This is a genomic window from Hyphomicrobium sp. MC1 (assembly GCF_000253295.1).
GTDB lineage: Bacteria > Pseudomonadota > Alphaproteobacteria > Rhizobiales > Hyphomicrobiaceae > Hyphomicrobium_B.
This window is the reverse complement of record NC_015717.1, coordinates 1,510,927-1,530,367: the sequence shown is the minus strand read 5'-3', so window position 1 is coordinate 1,530,367 and position 19,441 is coordinate 1,510,927. Positions and strand designations below refer to the sequence as shown.

Annotated in this window: 22 protein-coding genes; 10 read left to right on the top strand and 12 right to left on the bottom strand. The window is 59.7% G+C overall.

What is annotated here, in order from left to right:
• Positions 1-32 precede the first annotated feature (32 nt).
• From HYPMC_RS07435 to HYPMC_RS07420, 4 genes are read right to left on the bottom strand one after another with little or no spacing between them, the layout of a single operon-like run.
• Positions 33-764: an ABC transporter ATP-binding protein gene (locus tag HYPMC_RS07435; RefSeq protein WP_244420996.1), complete on the bottom strand. Its 732-nt coding sequence runs from the start codon at positions 762-764 to the stop codon at positions 33-35.
• Entirely contained in the window at positions 761-1,573 is an 813-nt protein-coding gene (locus tag HYPMC_RS07430) for an ABC transporter permease (RefSeq protein ID WP_024275700.1), read from the bottom strand. Before HYPMC_RS07430 ends, HYPMC_RS07435 begins: the two co-directional genes overlap by 4 nt.
• The gene (locus HYPMC_RS07425) at positions 1,536-2,516 is read right to left on the bottom strand and encodes an ABC transporter substrate-binding protein (RefSeq protein WP_013947250.1); all 981 of its coding nucleotides are present in this window, start codon (positions 2,514-2,516) and stop codon (positions 1,536-1,538) included. Before HYPMC_RS07425 ends, HYPMC_RS07430 begins: the two co-directional genes overlap by 38 nt.
• The gene (locus HYPMC_RS07420; protein WP_244420995.1) at positions 2,513-3,028 is read right to left on the bottom strand and encodes a DUF3280 domain-containing protein; all 516 of its coding nucleotides are present in this window, start codon (positions 3,026-3,028) and stop codon (positions 2,513-2,515) included. Before HYPMC_RS07420 ends, HYPMC_RS07425 begins: the two co-directional genes overlap by 4 nt.
• A 308-nt stretch (positions 3,029-3,336) precedes the next feature.
• Between HYPMC_RS07420 and HYPMC_RS07415 the strand changes: the two genes are divergently transcribed.
• The 6 genes from HYPMC_RS07415 (at position 3,337) to HYPMC_RS07390 (ending at position 8,605) form a co-directional block, all read left to right on the top strand.
• The gene (locus tag HYPMC_RS07415; RefSeq protein ID WP_024275698.1) at positions 3,337-4,599 is read left to right on the top strand and encodes an ABC transporter substrate-binding protein; all 1,263 of its coding nucleotides are present in this window, start codon (positions 3,337-3,339) and stop codon (positions 4,597-4,599) included.
• A 56-nt stretch (positions 4,600-4,655) separates the two neighbouring features.
• Positions 4,656-5,639, top strand: a complete 984-nt coding sequence (locus tag HYPMC_RS07410) for a YVTN family beta-propeller repeat protein (protein WP_013947246.1) — start codon at positions 4,656-4,658, stop codon at positions 5,637-5,639.
• A 25-nt stretch (positions 5,640-5,664) separates the two neighbouring features.
• The gene (locus HYPMC_RS07405; protein WP_013947245.1) at positions 5,665-6,444 is read left to right on the top strand and encodes an ABC transporter ATP-binding protein; all 780 of its coding nucleotides are present in this window, start codon (positions 5,665-5,667) and stop codon (positions 6,442-6,444) included.
• A 44-nt stretch (positions 6,445-6,488) separates the two neighbouring features.
• Positions 6,489-7,463 (top strand): ABC transporter permease, encoded by a 975-nt coding sequence (locus HYPMC_RS07400; protein WP_085941679.1) that lies wholly within the window; start codon positions 6,489-6,491, stop codon positions 7,461-7,463.
• Positions 7,464-7,482: 19 nt separating this feature from the next.
• The gene (locus HYPMC_RS07395; RefSeq protein ID WP_244420994.1) at positions 7,483-8,145 is read left to right on the top strand and encodes a hypothetical protein; all 663 of its coding nucleotides are present in this window, start codon (positions 7,483-7,485) and stop codon (positions 8,143-8,145) included.
• 220 nt (positions 8,146-8,365) lie between these two features.
• Positions 8,366-8,605 carry a hypothetical protein gene (locus HYPMC_RS07390; RefSeq protein WP_013947242.1) on the top strand — a complete coding sequence of 80 codons (240 nt, stop codon included), beginning with the start codon at positions 8,366-8,368 and terminating at the stop codon, positions 8,603-8,605.
• Between the two features lie 260 nt (positions 8,606-8,865).
• Here the strand turns inward: HYPMC_RS07390 and kdsA are convergent, their stop codons facing one another.
• Positions 8,866-9,732 carry a 3-deoxy-8-phosphooctulonate synthase gene (gene kdsA, locus HYPMC_RS07385; RefSeq protein ID WP_041299857.1) on the bottom strand — a complete coding sequence of 289 codons (867 nt, stop codon included), beginning with the start codon at positions 9,730-9,732 and terminating at the stop codon, positions 8,866-8,868.
• A 112-nt stretch (positions 9,733-9,844) separates the two neighbouring features.
• Positions 9,845-9,934 carry a pyrroloquinoline quinone precursor peptide PqqA gene (gene pqqA / locus HYPMC_RS07380; protein ID WP_013947273.1) on the bottom strand — a complete coding sequence of 30 codons (90 nt, stop codon included), beginning with the start codon at positions 9,932-9,934 and terminating at the stop codon, positions 9,845-9,847.
• Between the two features lie 417 nt (positions 9,935-10,351).
• On the opposite strand from pqqA, the gene HYPMC_RS07375 reads away from it, so the two are divergent.
• Positions 10,352-10,606 (top strand): hypothetical protein, encoded by a 255-nt coding sequence (locus HYPMC_RS07375; RefSeq protein WP_013947240.1) that lies wholly within the window; start codon positions 10,352-10,354, stop codon positions 10,604-10,606.
• Between the two features lie 83 nt (positions 10,607-10,689).
• On the opposite strand, the gene HYPMC_RS07370 is transcribed toward HYPMC_RS07375, so the two are convergent.
• A complete protein-coding gene (locus tag HYPMC_RS07370) occupies positions 10,690-11,082 on the bottom strand; it encodes a polymer-forming cytoskeletal protein (protein WP_244420993.1) in 393 nt (130 codons plus the stop codon).
• Between the two features lie 143 nt (positions 11,083-11,225).
• Between HYPMC_RS07370 and HYPMC_RS07365 the strand changes: the two genes are divergently transcribed.
• Together HYPMC_RS07365 and HYPMC_RS07360 are read left to right on the top strand one after the other, a co-directional pair.
• Positions 11,226-12,503 carry a hypothetical protein gene (locus HYPMC_RS07365; protein WP_013947238.1) on the top strand — a complete coding sequence of 426 codons (1,278 nt, stop codon included), beginning with the start codon at positions 11,226-11,228 and terminating at the stop codon, positions 12,501-12,503.
• Positions 12,504-12,556: 53 nt separating this feature from the next.
• Positions 12,557-13,018: a hypothetical protein gene (locus tag HYPMC_RS07360; RefSeq protein ID WP_013947237.1), complete on the top strand. Its 462-nt coding sequence runs from the start codon at positions 12,557-12,559 to the stop codon at positions 13,016-13,018.
• Between the two features lie 22 nt (positions 13,019-13,040).
• Here HYPMC_RS07360 and HYPMC_RS07355 read toward each other — a convergent pair whose 3' ends face one another.
• The 5 genes from HYPMC_RS07355 to tpiA all read right to left on the bottom strand — a co-directional run bounded on the left by HYPMC_RS07355 (position 13,041) and on the right by tpiA (position 17,324).
• A complete protein-coding gene (locus HYPMC_RS07355; protein WP_041299854.1) occupies positions 13,041-14,669 on the bottom strand; it encodes a CTP synthase in 1,629 nt (542 codons plus the stop codon).
• Between the two features lie 105 nt (positions 14,670-14,774).
• On the bottom strand, positions 14,775-15,359 hold the full coding sequence (locus tag HYPMC_RS07350; RefSeq protein ID WP_013947235.1) for a hypothetical protein: 585 nt from the start codon (positions 15,357-15,359) through the stop codon (positions 14,775-14,777).
• 106 nt (positions 15,360-15,465) lie between these two features.
• On the bottom strand, positions 15,466-15,843 hold the full coding sequence (gene secG / locus HYPMC_RS07345; RefSeq protein ID WP_013947234.1) for a preprotein translocase subunit SecG: 378 nt from the start codon (positions 15,841-15,843) through the stop codon (positions 15,466-15,468).
• 144 nt (positions 15,844-15,987) lie between these two features.
• A complete protein-coding gene (locus HYPMC_RS07340) occupies positions 15,988-16,548 on the bottom strand; it encodes a hypothetical protein (protein ID WP_013947233.1) in 561 nt (186 codons plus the stop codon).
• On the bottom strand, positions 16,548-17,324 hold the full coding sequence (gene tpiA, locus HYPMC_RS07335) for a triose-phosphate isomerase (RefSeq protein WP_013947232.1): 777 nt from the start codon (positions 17,322-17,324) through the stop codon (positions 16,548-16,550). The genes HYPMC_RS07340 and tpiA overlap by 1 nt, the downstream gene beginning before the upstream one ends.
• A gap of 223 nt (positions 17,325-17,547) precedes the next feature.
• On the opposite strand from tpiA, the gene HYPMC_RS07330 reads away from it, so the two are divergent.
• Entirely contained in the window at positions 17,548-19,437 is a 1,890-nt protein-coding gene (locus tag HYPMC_RS07330) for a SurA N-terminal domain-containing protein (protein WP_013947231.1), read from the top strand.
• Positions 19,438-19,441 lie beyond the last annotated feature (4 nt).

The following is a 19,441-nucleotide window of genomic DNA, read 5'->3' as shown; positions in this document are numbered from 1 at the left end:
TCGTCGTTCCGAGATTGGTCCGCCGACGGCCTTCAGGCCGCGAAGATGCGATTTTGCTCCGCGAGGACGGCAGCCCGGTCGTGTCGCTGCGCCTCGGTCAGGTTGATGGTCACATCCTGCGCCACACTCGCCTTTCCGGGCGCCAAGCGCAAGATGCGCGTTCCGAGCTGAATTGCCTCGGCCCGGTCGTGGGTAACAAAAATGACCGTGGTCGGATGGCGGTGCCAGAGCCCGGTCAACAGCGCCCGCAGGCTGATCGCCGTCGGATCATCCAGCGAGACGAACGGCTCATCCATCAGCAGGATCTGGGGTTCCACGATAAAGCCCCTGGCCAGCGACGCCCGGCGCTGCATCCCGAGCGAGAGACGCTCTGGATAAGCGTTCATGGCGTCCTTCAGCCCGACGCGCTCGAGCATGTCGGGAATTTCTGCGTGGCGCGGATCGCCCTCCGGCAGGACCAGCGCGATGTTTTCGTAAACCGTCCGCCAGGGCAGAAGACGTGGCGTCTGGAAAATAAAGGTCAGCTTATCCTTCGCTGCGCCAAGATCGACGCTGCCTTCGAAATCCTTGTCGAGCCCGGCGATGACGTTCAGGAGCGTCGACTTTCCGCAGCCCGACGGCCCCGTGATGACGAGGAACGACCGCGGCGCCACCTCGAACGCGATATCCTTCAGCACGGGTTGCGGCGGCCTGTTGCCGACGGCCGGAAAAACCTTACTGCGAACTTCGACGCGTATGGGCGAAGACCGATTCACTCCGTTCATCGGCGCCATGCGGTCACCCGTTCCTGCAGCGGCTGCAACACCGCAAACTCGATGATCTGCACCACCAGAATGAACGCCAGCGCATACGCCAGGATCGTGCTTACGTCGAATTCCTGAAACGCGATGCTGAGCCGATAACCCACACCGCTCGACCGCCCGAAGGCTTCGACCACCAGCACAATCTTCCAAACCAGCGACAGGCCGGATCGCGCCGCCGCCGCGAAAAACGGCGCGAGCTGCGGTAGGGTCACGTGACGCAACGTCTTCCACCAGCCGAATTTGTAGATCTGCGCCATCTCGTCGAGATCTTTCGACAGGCTGCGCGCGCCCTCGCGCATATTGACGGCGACGTTCGGAATCTTGTTCAGCGCCACCGCCGTGATCGCCGCCGCATCCGTCAGCCCGAACCAGATGTAGCAAAGCGTGATCGTGACGAGCGCCGGCAGATTGAGAAACAGGATCAGCCATGCGTCGAAAAATTTATCGGCTGTCCGGTAGCGGCCGAGAAAAATCCCGATCGTCGTGCCGATGAACATCGAGACGACGAACGCCACCGCGACGCGCGCCAGCGTTGCCGATGTATCCTTCCAGAGATTGCCGTTCGCGCCTTCCCGCCAGAGCACGTCAAACACGGCGAGCGGCGTCGGCAGATAGCGATTGTCCGCGTACACGGCGATGATCTGCCAGAGAACAGCCAGCGCCAGCAGCGACCCGGCCATCCACGCGAGCCTCTCAAGCGATGCCGTGAAACCCGTCGGCGCCGCCATCAGCCTAGGTGTGGAAGAGATCCTGGTCGAAATGGGTGCCATCACCAACGAGTTCCGTATCGCCAAGTTCAATGAGAAGGTTCGTAAGCTTCTCCGCCGCCGCGGTATCTTCCGGCCCCCACGAGCGCGTGATGCCCGACCGATAGTAGTCTCTGATCGCGACAAGCTCGGCGTCTGAGCTGGGCTTGATCAACGGCCGCAAACGCTCCCAAGCTGCATCCGACGTCGCCAGCACCGCGTCGGCGTCGGAGACAGCCGCCAGAAGCGCGTCAACCGGCACCCCCTTAGCGCGAACCTCCTTTTGCGACCAGATGAATCCGACGAGCGCCGGCGTTGGCGACACATCGAGCCCCTTGATGACGTCCGACATCGCCAGCAATTCTTCGGCGCCGCCAGCCTTCAAGCGCGCCGCATAGGTCCAGAAGTTCAGCACCGCGTCCAGACGCTTGTTCTTGAATTCTTCCGACACGAGCGGCGCTGCTCCAAACACCGGCTCTGCAAAATCGGCAATGTCCTTGCCAAGTTTCTTGCGCGAATAGGCGCGCAGCAGGATCCAGCTCTTGTCGATGCCCGTTCCCGCGACGCCGATCTTTTTTCCTTCGAGATCCGCAAGCGACTTGATCGGACTATCCTTGGCGACCATTACGCTGCCGAGCGCCGAGGAGTACGGAAAAAACTTCAGATCATCGCCGCGCGCGCGTTGACGAAGCGCCCAGGTCCAATCGCTCACGATCACGTCAGCGGCGCCCGACAGCAACGCCACCGGCGCCGCCGGATTGTTCGCCACCTCGACCACATCGAGATCGAGCTTGTGTTTCTTGTCGATCCCTTGCGTGCGGATTGTATCGATCACCCAGCTCAACGAGCCAAATTTAACCGACGTTAGGCGCACTGGAGCGGCCGCGAATGCGAAGCGAGGTATCATGACGGAGGCTGCAAGCGCGGAACCGGCCGCCAGAATGCCTCGGCGGTTGAGCATCGTCATTTTGAGGTCGCCTCGACGTTGAACCGGTTTCTCCAGAGATAACGCACGCCGTGCAGCCAAAGATCATCGGAGTTGCCGTTGATCGAGGCCGACATCGTTTTCGTCAGTTCGCCCGTCTTCGTGTTGCGGGCCACGATCGCCAGATTGATCAACGCGCCTGAGACCTTATCGACATAGCCCGTGACAGCAATGTCGGCGCCCGCTTCCTTCGCAATCGGCACTTCGCAGCCATTGCACTGATTGAACGGCGCGGCCGTCTCGATTTCCTTCTCTTTCGAAGACAGATCGACGACCTGGTATTTGCCGTCTTTCTGCATCAGCGAGCGAAGCTCGTCGGCAATCAGCTTCAGTCGCCGCAAATCCTCCGGGTTGTATTGCGGAATAAGCTGTCCGTCCTGCTCCGCATCGTGAAGATCGAACGGAAAGACCGCCGCTTTCGTGACGGCATGAGCTGCGGGCGTCATCGACAAAGATGCGAAAAAGACGAGAAAAGTGCGCTTGAGCAAGGGCATATGCATTCGTTTCCACGTAACTGAGCGGATTCATACAGTAAGAGGAGCATCGCGCCCGGCCGAAGCGCTCTAAGACTGTAGGTGCCCGCTAACCCCCCGCCATTGCAAGAGGTTCACCCGCCGTTTGCATAGAATGACTGGTCACAAACGCGCGAGGCGAAAGCCTCCAGCTTGACAAGGCGGCCAACGGCCCCCTTTTAGCAACACAGTAACACTTTGACGCCCGAGAGCTTCGCTGCCGTGTGCTGCGAGGCGAATTGGAGTTTGATCATTTGCCCATTGCAACTCCCGGCCCTTTCATACGCTTGATGTCATCCAAAACAGCTATTTTCGGCGTCTTTTTCACGGCTTTTGCGGCCGCCAGCGTTGCTTTTGGCAATTATGCTGCAGCGCAAACGACGCCGCAGCCTATCCCGATCCCGACGCAGACATCGCAACCGCAAGGTGCGGTTATCCAGATGCTCTACGTGAAAGAGGACCGGGAAAAGGAGTTGCCTCTTTCGCTCCTCGATCAGCCCAACGCCGATGACGGCATCGCGGGTGCCAAACTCGGCATCGCCGACGACAACACGACGGGCCGTTTTCTCAACCAAACCTTCAGGCTCGATGTCATCGAGGGCAGCGACATCGACGACCTGATCAAGCAGGCGACCGACAAGGTCGCCGCCGGCAACTCTTTCATCGTCGCCGACATGGGACCGGACTCACTCTTGAAGTTTGCCGATGGCATGAAGGGCAAGCCTGCGCAGATTTTCAACGTCGGCAACCCGGACGATCGCCTGCGTGAGGAAGACTGCCGCGCCAATGTCCTGCATACGGCGCCGACACGCACGATGCTGGCCGATGCACTCGTGCAGTATCTGGTCTGGAAGCGCTGGCCGAACATGCTGATGGTCATCGGCCCGAGCGCCAACGACCAGCTTCTGGCCGATGCCTACCGCCGCTCAGCGAAAAAATTCGGCGCAAAAATCGTCGAGGAGCGCAAGTTCAACGTCGACACCGGCAACCGCCGCGCCGACGGCGGATTCGAGCAAATCCAGCAGCAAATCTCGCAATTCATGCAGGGGGCCAAGGACCACGACGTCGTCCTCGTTGTCGACGAAGACCAGATCTTCGGCGACTACTTCCCCTATCGGACCTGGGTTCCGCGTCCGATCGTCGGCTCTGCGGGCCTCGTTCCCGGAAGCTGGCACCCAGCGCTTGAACAATGGGGCGCGACCCAGTTCCAAAACCGCTTCAAACGTTTGACCGGCCGCATCATGCGACCGCTCGATTACGACGCTTGGATTGCAACGCGTGTCGTCGGCGAAGCGGCATCACGGACGCGGTCGACCGACTTCAAAACGCTGCACGACTTCATTCACTCGCCGAAATTCGACGTTGCCGCCTTCAAAGGAGTCGCTGTTAGCTTCCGCGGCTGGAACGGCCAGCTCCGCGAACCGCTGCTCGTCAGCACCCAGAAGATATTTGTCAGCGTCTCCCCACAACCGGGTTTCCTGCATCAGTTCAGTCTGCTCGATACGCTCGGCATCGATAAGCCGGAGACCAAGTGCAAAACCTATACGCAATGATCCGCAGTCGTTCGCGCGCCCGTCATTCGGCGCGTATTTCTCAACCGGAGTTTAGAATGTCGCGACTTTCAACGCTCATGCCCGCGCTGGTCACCGCCGCGATTGCATCTTTCGGCGTGACGCCTGCCGACGCCTATACGGCTTACGTCACCAACGAAAAAGACAACACCGTCTCGGTCATCGATACCGACAAACTCGAAGTCATCAAGACCGCAAAAGTCGGCCAGCGCCCGCGCGGCATCGTCATGTCGAATGACGGCAAGTGGATCATCATCTGCACGAGCGACGACAACGACGTGAAGGTCTACGACGCAAAAACGCTCCAATACATAAAATCTCTTCCGTCGGGACCCGATCCGGAATTGCTCACGCTGCACCCCGACGGGCGTCGCCTTTACATCGCCAATGAGGACGACAACCTCGTAACTGTCGTCGACATCCAAACCTCGAAGGTCATCACCGAAATTCCCGTCGGCGTCGAACCCGAGGGCATGGGCATGAGCCCGGATGGCAAAGTGCTGGTCAATACGTCTGAAACGACGAACATGGCCCACTTCATCGACACCACCACGCACAAGCTGTTCGACAACGTCCTCGTCGATAGCCGCCCGCGCGTCGCAATGTTCAATTCGGCCCAGACCCAGCTGTGGGTGTCATCTGAGGTCGGCGGCACGGTGGCGGTAATCAATCCGGCTGATCGCAAGATCATCGCCAAGATCAACTTCTCTATCCCGGGCATCGAGCAGGAAGCGATCCAGCCGGTTGGCATCCGCATCACCAAGGATGACAAGATCGCCTTCGTCGCGCTCGGCCCAGCCAACCGCGTGGCCGTCATCGACACGAAGACGTTCAAAGTTTTGAAGTATATTCTGGTTGGCCAGCGCGTCTGGCAGATGTACTTCACCCCCGATGGCAAGCTTTTATTCACGACCAACGGCGCTTCGAACGATGTGACCGCCATCGACGTTGCCAACTTGAAGGCGATCAAATCGATCAAGGTCGGTCGCTATCCCTGGGGCGTCGTGGTCTCGCCGAAGTAACGAACGAAAAGGACTGAATACAATTATGGCATCGACTGTCACGGCCGAAGCCGAGCAAACGCCGGCCCTCGTCGTCAACGGCGTGAGCCACAGTTTCGGTGACCGGAAGGTTCTCGATCGCGTCTCGCTCACTGTCGAGCAAGGCGCGTTCGTCGTGCTGTTGGGCCTCAACGGTGCAGGAAAATCGACGCTGTTCTCGTTGATCACGCGCCTCTATGACAACGTCACCGGCGAAATCTTCATTCGCGGGTTCGACGTCCGCAGACGGGCGTCGCAGGCGCTGCAACGCCTCGGCGTCGTCTTCCAGAGCCGCACGCTCGACGTCGATCTGACGCTGATGCAGAACATGAAGTACCATGCCGCCCTGCATGGCTTCGCTGGCCGCGAGGCGACACGGCGCGCGCAACAAGCGCTGGAGCTCGTCGGACTGGCGGATCGCGCCAACGAAAAAGTCCGCGCGCTGTCCGGCGGTCAGGTCCGTCGCGTCGAGATTGCGCGCTCGATGATGCACCGTCCCGATCTGCTGTTGCTCGATGAGGCAACCGTTGGCCTCGACCTCGGCTCGCGCGAAAGCGTCCTGAAGATCGTCCGCGATCTCGTCGCCAAGGAAAAGCTCGGCGTTTTATGGGCGACCCACCTGATGGACGAAGTCTTGCGCACCGATCAGGTCGTCATTCTGCACAAGGGCGTCATTCTCTATAACGGCCCGGTACCGCAGCTCCTGACGCTGACGGGAACGTCCAGCGTCCGCGAAGCGTTTCGCACGGTGACGGGAACCAAAACAACGATCGAAGAGGCCGCCTGATGTCATCGCAAGCGGCGACCACGAGTCCCGATAACATTTCCGCCATGTATCACGGCAGCGAGGACGACGCGCGCCGCCGTCTTGGCATCGCGGGTTATTTCGCCTGCTTCAAGGGCATCGTCTGGCGCGAGATTCTTCGCTATCTGCATCAGCGCGAACGGTTCCTGTCCGCCCTTGTTCGACCGTTGATCTGGCTTTTCATCTTTGCCGCTGGCTTCCGCCAGACGCTCGGCATTTCGATCATCCCGCCCTACCAGACCTATGTCCTCTATGAAGAGTTCATCGCACCTGGCCTGATCGCGATGATCCTCCTTTTCAATGCCATGCAGTCGTCGCTATCGATGGTCTATGACCGCGAGACGGGTACGATGCGGACATTGCTCGTCAGTCCGTTTCCGCGCTCGTTCCTGTTGCTTTCGAAGCTGCTCGGCGGCGTGTGTGTTGCTCTGCTGCAAGCCTACGCGTTCATGCTGGTTGCATGGTTCTGGGGCATCGAGCCACCGCCCATCACCGATGTGAAGCTCTTTACGTTCTACGATCCGCCGACCTGGGCAGGCGGTGTGATCCCGACCATGTCCGATCCCGTTACGACCTCACTCTTCTCGTTGCCCGACTTCATCCAGCCGTTTGCAGGTTACATAACTGTAATTCCCGCAATCGTGCTGGCGGGTTTAATGCTGGGCTCCCTGGCCCTCCTGATGTCGTCGGTCATCAAGCAACTTGAGAATTTTGCGGGCGTCATGAATTTCGTGATCTTTCCGATGTTCTTTGCGTCGTCCGCGCTCTACCCGCTGTGGCGCATCCGCGAAGCGAGCCCTGCGCTTTTCGAGATCTGCCGCCTCAATCCGTTCACGTATGCAGTAGAACTCATCCGCTTTGGGCTATATGGACAGGTCGATACCGTGTCCCTTGCCATCGTCGTCGGCTGCACGATCGTTTTCCTTGCCGCGGCGGTATTTGCCTATAATCCCTCGAAAGGGTTGATCGCTCGGCGCGGCGGCCCTGGAGGAGCAGCCTGAGGTTTGATTGACAATGAAAATGAACTTTCTCCGTCGCGCCGCCCTGGGAACCGCATTCGTTATGCTGGCACCGCTGACATGGTCCGCCGTATCGCCCGCATTCGCCGATGAACCGGACAAGAATGAGTGGCCGTGCGTTTACCGCAAGGTGCCGATGCTGTCGGCGGCCACGATCTGGGATGGTCCCGAAATCACAGACACGAAGAGCTGGCGGAACGACGAAAAAATCCGCACGCTTTCGCAGTATCTGATCTCGCGTCGCATCAAGGAAGAAGACGCCGAAGCCGCGATCAAAAAGTATGCCGCCAGCATTCCCGCTGATCAGCGCGACGCAAAGCTGACGGAACTCTTCTCGGCCGTCCTGACCCGCACCAACGAAAACCGCAAGGTCGTGATGTCGGGTATCGAGCGCTTCCATAAACGCCAGATGGAGCGCGCAAAAGAAATTGAGGCCGAAGGGCTGCAGCTTCCGCCGGAAAACGAAATGGGCATAACCGACGAGTCGAGCGGACCCGCCGGCGAAATTTCAAAGCTTTCGAACAAGCAGGAAAAATACAAATGGGAAATTCGCACCTTCCAGGAGAAGCAGGCGAACATCCCGATTGCGTGTGAAATTCCCCAGCTGATTGACGAACGCGCCGGCGCCCTCGCTCGTGCCATTCGCGCCGAGATGAAAAGCTAGGGCGCTCGTTTTCAACCATCAACGGCTCTATTCGGGTGGCGCGGCGGGTGACGCGCCGCCCGATTTTTTTATTCACGCTTCGTTAGCCTTAACGCGTCCTTAACCAAGGTTGATGCACTGTCAACACATCGGCTCTCGCCGCCGGTTCTGTTCCGGCCCCGAAGCCAACACCGCAAGTGAAACGTGTCGTCATCCCTAGTCTCGCGTTGTGAGGTTGACCATGCACCAAGAACTTGTCTCGCGTGCCCTTGCCTACGTCTCCTGCATTTCGACGATGAGCCTGCTCATGACGTCGATGGCGATCGCCGCCATCAACGTCGGACGAACGTCGCTGTCTTCCTGCGCCCAGCATGCCTGCGTTGCCGGCATCATGGTCACGAAGGACGGACAGTTCGGCGCTCTCACGAGCCCCGCTCAAGTCAATGCGTTGGCTACTGAGCTCTGGTCCGCCAAAGCCTGAAAAACGAATACTCTCGCCGATGCGGATGCAAAAGCCGATCGCGACGGCTCGTGCGGAAACGGCGGCAAGAGGGAAATGCCCAAGGCCACTACGACTTTGAAGCACTCTTGAAGTCACGACCCGCATAGAAAGCATGCCGTCCGGGCGCACGGACGGAAGTCACTCGATACACGACAAGACCACACGAAGCCTTTTGGTCGTGCTCCGAACCGGCTGGAGCGGAACCAAAAGAGCTAGGCACGTACAGAAGGGCGCGAGCTTCAGGTCTGGCTCGCGGCCTTTTGTGCTTTGACGATGTTGTCGATCGCCTGCAGTTCGGCAATGAGCGCACCGAAGTCTTTGAGCGCAACCATGTTCGGGCCGTCGGACGGCGCCTTATCCGGATCCTGGTGCGTCTCGATAAATAACCCCGCAACGCCCGCGGCCACCGCAGCCCGCGCCAGCACCGGCACGAACCGCCGATCTCCGCCCGACGACGTCCCCTGCCCGCCCGGCTGCTGCACGGCATGGGTCGCATCGAAAATGACCGGAGCACCGGTTTCCGCCATTTGCGGCAGTGCCCGCATATCGACGACGAGCGTATTGTAGCCGAAGCTCGACCCGCGCTCCGTCACCAAAACATTCGGATTGCCCGAGCCCGTTACCTTGGCGACGACATTCTTCATGTCCCAGGGCGCGAGAAATTGCCCTTTCTTGATCTTGACGACACGCCCGGTCTTAGCTGCCGCGATGAGCAGGTCCGTCTGCCGGCACAGGAATGCCGGGATCTGCAGGACGTCGACCACCTCGGCAACAGCCGCGCATTGCCCAACTTCATGCACGTCGGTCACGACGGGCAGCCCGAACGTCTCGCGGATTTCAGCGAAGACCGGCAACGCAGCCTCAAGCCCGATGCCGCGCCGCCCCGTCAGCGATGTCCGATTGGCCTTGTCGAAGGACGATTTGTAGACGAGGCCGATTCCGAGCGTCTTTGAGATTTCGCTTAGCGCCGCCGCCATCTCCAGCGCGTGCGCCCGGCTCTCCATCTGGCAAGGCCCGGCGAGCACCGCAATCGGCGCATCATTCGCAAAGCGGACATCTTTGACGCGCACCTCGCGAGCAGGCTTTAGGGTCTCATGCTGTGTCATGGCGAGGGTTATAGCCGCCGACACGGCCGTCCGCGACCCCCGACACCGAGTTCCCCAAAACAAAAACGGCGACCCAAGGCCGCCGTTTTAGGAACCAAAAGGTTCGAATTCGTTAGATCAGGTCGATCTCAGCCGGAAGGTACGACGTAACTTCCAGACCAACTTCCTGCTCGCGAACTTCCGGCTTCGTCCAGGTCTTCATGGTGTGTCCTCCACGTATTCCGACAGGTTTGTTCCTGTTGCGAACTCACATAGTTAGATAACTGCCAAAATTCCAATCTCTTTTCGCTAACGCCGCTCAAACTTTTCGTGATCACGAAATGGTGATGCGTTATATCATTTCATTCGCTGAGCTTTTGAATCTGCAATCGATTTCGCGTCACCGCTGCAATGCGATTTTGCAACAACCCTGACCTGCAAACGGACTTATTTGAGGTTGTTTGAACGCGTCGCCGATAACCACAGGGAGACAGTCAGGTGTGCTCCTGGAGCGTCAGGCGGACCCCTCACAATGCCATTAAAACCCGTTGTCGCCTCGACGGCGCATCAGACATGGTAAGGCTGCACGGCAAGCCGCGACTCGGGAGGCGGCAAAAATAAATAGGTGAGGACTACGAAGATGTTCGAAAAATATCCTTGGCTGGAACCCGTTCTGCTCGGCGCAGTGATCGTATTCATCCTCGATCTCGTGGGGAACTTGGTTTCGTTCTCGAACCGCGTGCTGAACGCTCTCGCGACGGCAATCATATTCGCCATCGTTTTCGGCGGCCTGCTCTACACCGGCATCCTGACGCTCGACGTGACGACGGTCACGACCGAGACACCTGCCGCCACCGCTCCGGCTGCGCCAGCCGCTCCGGCAACGACGCCATAACGCGCGTCTGAGAAAACCGATTGTACGACATGCGATCCCGGCGCCGATGCGCCGGGATTTTTGTTTCGCAAGGCAACGCGCGATTACGAAAGATCGGGCGTGACTTCGCTGGCGTCCTTCGCTTTCTTGACGCTACCTTCGAAGTGCGCACCCTCGGCGATCGTCAGCTTTTCCTGCACAATGCTGGCTTCCACCACCGAATGCTCATGCAGAATGACGTTCGAGCCTTTTAGTTCGCCTTTGACGCCGCCCTGAATGGCAATCGTGCGCGCAGTGATGACACCTTTGACGTGTGCGCCATTATCAACCGTCACAGACTCACCGTGAACGTCGCCCTCGATGTGGCCCTGAATCAGCAGCGAGCCTTTGGTCTTTAAGATAAGCTGCTGCCCGAAGATCGAAATATCCGGCCCAAGTATAGATGTCGGCCGGTCAGGGGACACGGATGAATAGCCTGGACTCGGATTATTCGACACGATTCCCATCGGTCCGGAAAATCGCGGCGGGGCCGCTGGTGTCGCCGTTTGCCGTGCCGTTTCCGCACGCGTATCTGCTCGTGACTCGCGACTGAACATAAAAACCCCCTGGGATTGATCCACTCTGAACATAAGAAAAGGGCATGTCCCGCTTGGAAAAGAAGGGCACGCGATTGCAGCGGCACGAGGGCATGAACGGCGCAAATCCACATACGGTGCGAACGATGGGCAGCTTGCGGACCAAAATTCGAAATGCATTCGCGAGCGTGAGCGCTGCGGTTGCTTTCGTCGCGCTCTCCCCTGTGCCCTTTAACGCGCACGCCGACGACCTCACGCAGCAGATGGCCGATTACCGGCAGAAGCTGGCAATCTACAAAGCAGCGCGTGCGGCTTATGACGAGTTGGCCGATCCCTACTGGACGGTCGTCGAAAGCAAACGGAAGCGGCGCATCGCCAAACAGCGAAATGGCGAGCAACCAACTGCCGCCGATTACGTGCTCGAACAGCCGCCGCACTATACCGGGCCGCCGAAGCCCATCAATCCTGAAAGCCCGCGCGCCGAAGGCGAATATGTCCCCGTCGCCGCCGACTTCCTGGAACAAGCGCAGGCATACTTTGGCTTTACGCCGGACCAACCATCAACAGACGATGCTTACCGCCGCGCCTACGCGCACGCAGCGCTTGCGGCAGGCCTAACGCCAGAGCAGTGCGTGAAAGTATACGCCTTCGAATCCGGCGGCAACGGCGGCTACGCCGTGCAGGCAGGACTCGAATACGATCGCCCCGGCGCGCGTGCTATCACGACCGCCCTCGGCTACAACCAGCTGCTCACGACCAACAGCATCGAACTGCTTGCGGAGGCGGGCGACAAGATCCTCGCGGCGTTGCGTGCAAAAGCGCGAGACGCCAACGGCCCGCGCCAGGCCATGATCGAGGACAAGATCACAACCCTCAAACGCATGATCGCCTTCAGCCGCAGCGTACCGGATCGCTGGTCCGCCCACGCCCGCCTTGCGCGCACGTCGAAGGGGCTGGCCATCCACGCGCTCATTCTCGATGTCGATGTCGGACCGCTGCTGCAGGTCCATAAACTTTTAACGTCGGTCAACTACGCGAAACGGAAGGGTTATACGGCGCCGCTCACCGCCGCCGAGCTTGAAATGATGAACCTGACCGGCGACGGCAACGGCTTCGACATGGTCACGATGTCGGACGCGCTGCGCAAGAAAGTTCCAACATCGAACTTCTTCCAGCAGGGCGGCTACGAGCGAAACCCCGTCGCCATCCGCAACAACACGGTCGCGAAGCTCTTAGCGGCAACTGACGCCAAAATGGAAAGCGAAGCGCAATTGCCTGGCGCACGAGCATTGGCGGCGGCTTTCAATAACCTTGACAACATTCCGGCGGAGATGCATAGATAGCCAATGGAGTCCAAAAGGATCACAAAGATATCCATTTAGAGGACACATCGTTCATGGCTACCAAGTCAAAATCCGACACTCGTCCAACACCTTTTCCGCTAAGGCTTGAGCCGAAATTACGAAAGCGCTTAGAGGATTTGGCAGCCGCGGAACGCCGCACGCTTACCAATTTCATTTCTAACGTCATCCAGGATCGAGTAGATGGTGGACTGGAGGCTGGCTCGCAATATAGCTACAGCCGGAAGAAATTGTGGGAAGCCCTTTACTCTCTAGTGGGCGATGGTCCAATGGATCAGCGTCTCGGACATGCGTTCACCCACCTGCTAATTCTTCAATCCAATAACGACATGCCTGAGAGCTTACGCGAAAAATTTCAGTCCTTGATGAGCAATCTCGAGCGTCACGCATTTCACTCTAGAACAGAGCCAGTAAAAATAAGAATGAAATCCCCTGACGCTGACCGCGCCGCCGAAGAGATCCTCAGCCTATATACCGACCTTAGAGGTGGCATTTGATTCACAAGAAATTCGATATGTTTTATACCAACCGGCTCTGCACCACCGCCGCACTGATGAAGCTTGCAAAGAGCGGATGCGGTTCAAACGGCCGCGACTTCAGCTCCGGGTGATACTGCACGCCGATGAACCACGGATGGTCCGGGTATTCGACCGTCTCCGGCAGCAATCCATCCGGCGACGTTCCGGCGACGCGCAAGCCCGCCTTCTCCAGATCGGCGCGATACCGCATATTGACTTCGTAGCGGTGGCGATGCCGTTCCGAGATATCGTTCGACTTGTAAATGCTCGCGATCTTGCTGCCTTCAGCAAGCAACGCCTCGTACGCGCCGAGCCGCATCGTGCCGCCGAGCTCGCCGCCCTGACGGCGCTGCTCAAGCTCGTTGCCGCGCATCCATTCCGTCATCATCGCGACGACCGGCTCTTTGGTTTCGCCGAATTCCGTCGAGCTTGCATCCTTGATGCCCGCGAGATTACGAGCCGCCTCGATGCACGCCATCTGCATACCGAAGCAGATGCCGAAATACGGGACACGCCGCTCGCGCGCGAACTTCGCCGCTAAGATCTTGCCTTCCGAGCCGCGCTCGCCGAAGCCGCCCGGCACCAGAATGCCGTGGACGCCTTCGAGATAAGGTGCGGGATCTTCACTCTCGAAGATTTCGCTTTCGATCCATTCGAGCCTGACCTTGACGCGATTGGCGATGCCGCCGTGCACCAGCGCTTCGTTCAACGATTTGTACGCGTCCTTGAGGCCGGTGTACTTGCCGACGATGGCAATCGTCACTTGGCCTTCGGGCTGGGCGACGCCGCGGGAGATCGTTTCCCAGCGCGCCAGATCAGGTTTCGGCGCGCCGGTGATGCCGAACGCGTGCAGCACCTCGCGGTCGAGGCCCTCACGGTGATACGCTAGCGGCACGTCGTAAATCGACGCGACGTCGAGCGCCTGAATGACCGCCTCGGGCCGGACGTTACAGAACAGCGCGATCTTCTTCCTCTCACCGACCGGAATATCGCGGTCCGAACGGCAAAGCAGAATGTCGGGCTGAATGCCGATCGAGCGCAATTCTTTGACCGAGTGCTGCGTCGGCTTGGTTTTCAGCTCGCCCGCCGACGGGATGTACGGCATCAGCGTCAGATGGATGAAGACGGACGCGCCGCGCGGCAGCTCGTTACCGAGCTGGCGGATGGCTTCGAAGAACGGCAGTCCTTCGATGTCACCGACCGTGCCGCCGATCTCCGTTAGGACGAAGTCGACGTCCTCGTTCCCCGACAGCACGAAATTCTTGATCGCATCGGTGACGTGCGGAATGACCTGCACGGTGCCGCCGAGATAATCGCCGCGCCGCTCTTTCGCGAGAATGTCCTGATAGATCCGACCGGTCGTGACATTGTCCGACCGCTTCGCCGGCACGCCGGTGAAACGTTCGTAATGACCAAGGTCGAGGTCCGTCTCGGCACCATCGTCCGTGACGAACACTTCGCCGTGCTGATAGGGGCTCATGGTCCCTGGATCGACATTCAGATAGGGATCAAGTTTCTTGAGCCGAACCGAATAGCCACGCGCCTGAAGAAGCGCGCCGAGAGCGGCGGACGCTAGGCCTTTGCCGAGAGAGGAGACCACGCCGCCGGTGATGAAGATATACCGCTGCATGGGCCTTGGTTGTGGCACACCCGCCCCCGGATTCGGAAGCGGTTTTTTTGCACCTTCACCAATAGAAAAGGTCGCAACGCTCAGAAGTGAAACAAACGGGCCACTCTAACTCCGTCCGCACTGCTGGGCGACCTCTTGTGTCGCGGCCGCCTGGACGTCGGGAGGAACGGTCTCGGACGCCAGCTCGGACTTGAGCTGCGCCGCCGTCTCTTTCGAGTTCCGAGCCGCGGGCGCAATCCCATCCCGTCCGTAGGTCACGTCGATCGAAACGACCCGGAGGTCGATCGGCTTGATGTCGATAACCTTGCCTTTGTCAGTCGTTTTTGTTTTTCCGCACTTGAACGTCGTCTGCGGCGGCGTCGCGGTAAACGTTTTCTGGTGCTGCTGGTCCCCGTAATCGGCCGCCGCCGCCATCGCGATCTTATTCAGGCGGTCAGCGGGCGTGCTCGGCGAACCGGCAGCGGTGACATGGAGACTGCCATCGGAATTCTGCGAGATGCTGTATCCGGCCGGCGCAAAAAGGTTCGCAGCCTCATAATTGGTCACCGACGCTGTAGTGAGATCGCTCAAGCTCGAGCCGCATCCCCCAAGACTGAGAGCCGCGATGACGCCGGACGCGACCGCAAGAGCTGGAAAAAGCCGCGCAGCGCGCAGCACAGCCGAAAGCCTGCCCATGCTTATATCTACCATGATCAAGTCCCCCACACCGGCGCACATTCGCAGGGAACACTGCGAGGGTCCAGACCCTCGCGATCTATAGGCTCAAGTCACGCACATAAAACGTGCAGAAACCGAACTACTGGTTTTGCGGAACGAGCGGCCCGTGCGGCTGTTCGAGCTTGTCCAGAATACCGCCGCGGCCCGGCTCGGTCTTGCCGGCAGCAGGCGCCGAGCCGTTCGCAGGTGCCGTCGCACCGGGAACCGAATCGAACACCGATCCGCGCGGCGACGAATGATTAGCGAGCAACGTCAATAGGATGCTGGTCGTGAAGAAGGCTGCCGCAAGGCCTGCCGTGGTCCGCGTCAGAAGATTGGCGGTGCCCCGCCCCGTCAGGAAGCCGCCACCGCCGCCACCGCCGATTCCGAGGGCACCGCCCTCCGATTTCTGCAGCAACACCACGCCGACAAGCGTCGCGGCGATCATCAAATGAATGACGAGGAGTACGGTAGCCATGAAATCCGGTTCCAGAAATGTTCGGGTCGAGACCCGATGAGCGACGGGCTATACACCACCCTCGCCCAATCGGCCAGTCCTCAAATCCGCGCCGAAAAGCCGTTCGGACGCAGCTACGGGATATCGGTCATATATCTTATCAATTCAAGGTGATGCCCAGGGCAAAACCTCACCCTCCGCGACAGAGGAGCTTGCATTCGCCCCCTTGCTCGAGCCGGCATTCGACTCTTTGTCGCCAGCCTTCTTCGCCTTTGACGATTTCGTCGGTTTGCTTTTGTGAACGGTCTTTTTGGCCGCCTTCTTAGGGGCCGTGTCCTTGCCGTCCGCCCCTGCCGCCCCAGGCTTCGGCGGGTCCTTGGCAACCGGCGCCGTCGGATCGGCGTCGGAATTGATTTCGATCCGGGCCGCGGCCTCGCTGGCGCGCTTCGCCTCGGCGGTTACCTTCGCATCACGGCAGCCGAACTGAACCTGCTCGTCGAGCTCCAGATAGTGCTGGATCTCGCGCAACCGTTCCGGCGACAGGTTGGCTTTACCCCAGGCTGCGCCCTTGCTCATGTCGTTAAGGATGCCCGACTGCCGAAACTTGATCTGCTCAAGCCTCAAAGAGTTGCAGGTTTCCGGATCGAGCTTCGGCTTCGTGGCCCAAGCGGCACTCGGCGCAAGGACCAGCACGGCAACGAGAATGGTTCGGCGAATAAAGTGCATCAGACGTTCTCATATGCCCGAACTATGGCGAGAAAATCGCTCGCCTTAAGGCTGGCGCCACCGACGAGCGCGCCATCGACGTTTTCCACCGCCATCAGCGTCGCCGCGTTGTCGGGTTTGACCGACCCGCCGTAGAGAATGCGCATCACCTCGCCTTCCGCACCGAACTGTGCGACCAGGCGCGCGCGAATCGCTCCATGAACGTCTTTCACGTCGTCCGGAGATGGCGTCAGCCCGGTCCCGATGGCCCAGACCGGCTCATAGGCGACGACCGTATTCGCCGCGGTGGACGATTCCGGCATCGATTCCTCGAGTTGCCCACACACAACGGCGAGCGTCGAACCAGCGAGTCGCTCCGCATGCGTCTCCCCGATACAAACGATAGCAACGAGCCCTGCGCGGTGGGCGGCTTCGGCTTTCGCCCTGACGTCTGCACTCGTCTCGCGGTGATCGGTTCGCCGTTCGGAATGCCCAACGATGACGGCCGAGGCCCCCGCATCTCTCAGCATTTCGGCGGCGATATCGCCCGTATGGGCGCCTGACGGCTTCGGGTGACAGTCCTGCCCGGCGAGCAGCACCGGGCCGCTCCCCAGCGCCGCCGCAAACCCGGCAATCAGCGTCGCGGGTGGGGCGATCATCACCTCGGCAGGGAGCGACGCGAGCGGCCCTTGAAGGGCCTCCCGCACGGCCATCGCCTCACTGAGGCTCGCCTTCAGGCCGTTCATTTTCCAGTTTCCCGCAACCAGAGGCCGAATTCCGCGCCCAGTTTTCCCCATGCCGTTCCTCGTTTTGCGGACGCTAACATGCCCTCTTTAGAGGCTCACCCCAGTGAACACTCCGTAACCTCATCAGAGGCACCCTTGCAATCCGAAACGGCCTGGGCTTCATATCACGCCCATCCAACCCGCGCCCCGCGCGGAAACTGCCATTCGAAGCCTGCTGACCCTACGCCGTTCCGCGCGGCTGCGTCACGCTTCCATCAACGGGACGTCATTACCCATGCTCGAAGCTCTCAGACGCGGCGCCCAAACCCGGGTCGCCAAGCTGCTGTTCGGATTGCTCGTCATGAGCTTCGGCATCTGGGGCGTCCATGACGTGTTCAACGGCTGGGGCCGGGGCTTCGTCGCCAAGGTCGGCGGCACCGAAATTTCGGACGAAGAATTCCGTCGCACCTTCCAGAACGAACTCGACCGGTTCTCGCAGCAGGCCGGGCGCCGCATCACGGCCGAGCAAGGCCATGCGTTCGGTCTCGACCGCCGCGTGCTGGCGCAGCTCATTGCCGGAGCGGCCGTTGAGGCGCACGCCAAACAGCTCGGCCTTGCGATGTCGGATAAAACGCTCGTCGAAGGCATCCAGTCCGATCCCGACTTCCAGACCGACGGCAAATTCTCGCGACAGAATTTCGAATCGCTGCTGCAGCAAATCGGCATGAGCGAACAGGGCTTCCTCTCCCTGCGCCGCAAGGACGAGCTGCGCGCGGCCATCATCCGTTCCATGGTCGAAGCTCAGACGGTTCCCAAACCGCTGTTCGATCTGATGCACGCCTACAACCAGGAAAAGCGCGTCATCGAATGGGTCAAGATCGATCCCGAGGCCGTGACCGTTGCCGACCCGACGGAAGCCAAGCTCAAGGAACTCTACGACAAGGACAAGTCGAAATACATGACGCCTGAGTATCGCAAGATCCAGGTGCTCACCCTCGACGTCGACGCGTTGAAGAAGCAGATCAATATCACCGACGAAGATATCGCCAAGGCTTATGAAGCGTCCAAAGCGACCTACGATACGCCCGAAGAGCGCCGCATCCAGCAGATCTCATTCAAAGACAAAGCGACAGCCGAAGCGGCGTTGAAAGCCCTTCGAGACGGCACGAAGACGTTCGGCGACATCGCCAAGGAAACCGGCGCCAAGGACACCGACGTCGATCTCGGTCTCGTCGCGAAAAAGTCTCTGATCGACCCAAAGGTCGCCGACGTCGCTTTCTCGCTCGAAAAGGACAAGTATTCCGACGTCGTCGAAGGCCGCTTTGCGACGGTCATCCTGCGCGTCACCCAGATCGTGCCGGGGGTGACCCGCACCCTCGCCGACGTCAAGGATCAGGTGCGCGACAAGCTCGCCACCGAAAAGGCCAAGGCCGAGTTGCAGGACAAGCACGACGAGATCGAAGACAATCGCATCGCCGGCAAATCTCTGAAAGAGATCGCCGACAGCATGAAGCTGCCGTTCAAGGAAATTCCCGCGACGGATGCCACCGGGCTGGGGCCTGACGGCAAGCCCGTGATGGAGACGCCGAACCTTCGCAAGATCGTCTCACGCGCCTTCGCTCCCGACAGCAGCAACGACGACGCCGGCATCGAGCTTGGCGACGACGGCTTTGCGTGGGTCAACGTGCTTTCGACCGATGCACCGAAGCAAAAGACTTTCGACGCCGTGAAGGATCAGGTCAAAACCGATTTCATCACGGCCGAACGCCACCGCCTCATCGACGAACTCGCCAAAAAGCTTGCAGATCGTGTCAACGGCGGTGAACCGATGACAGCGATCGAGGAGGAAGCCAAGAACAAGGTCGAAAAGACAGATCCGCTCACACGCAAGACCATTCCGCCGAGCGTATCTCAAGGCGTCGTCACGCAAGCGTTCGCTCTGCCGCAAGGCAAGGCGAGCTATGGTCCGTCGCCGGACAACACGACCCAAGTCGTCTTCAAGGTCACCGAGGTCATTCCAGCGCCCCCGGCGTCGCTGACGGAAACCGATGAGCTGAACAAACAGCTCGATCGGGAACTCGCGAACCAGACGCTGACGGAATACACCGAAACGTTGAAAAAACAGCTCGGCGCCTCCGTCAACGAGGCTGAGTTGAAGTCGGCAATTGGCGTCAGCGACGAGTGAGAAT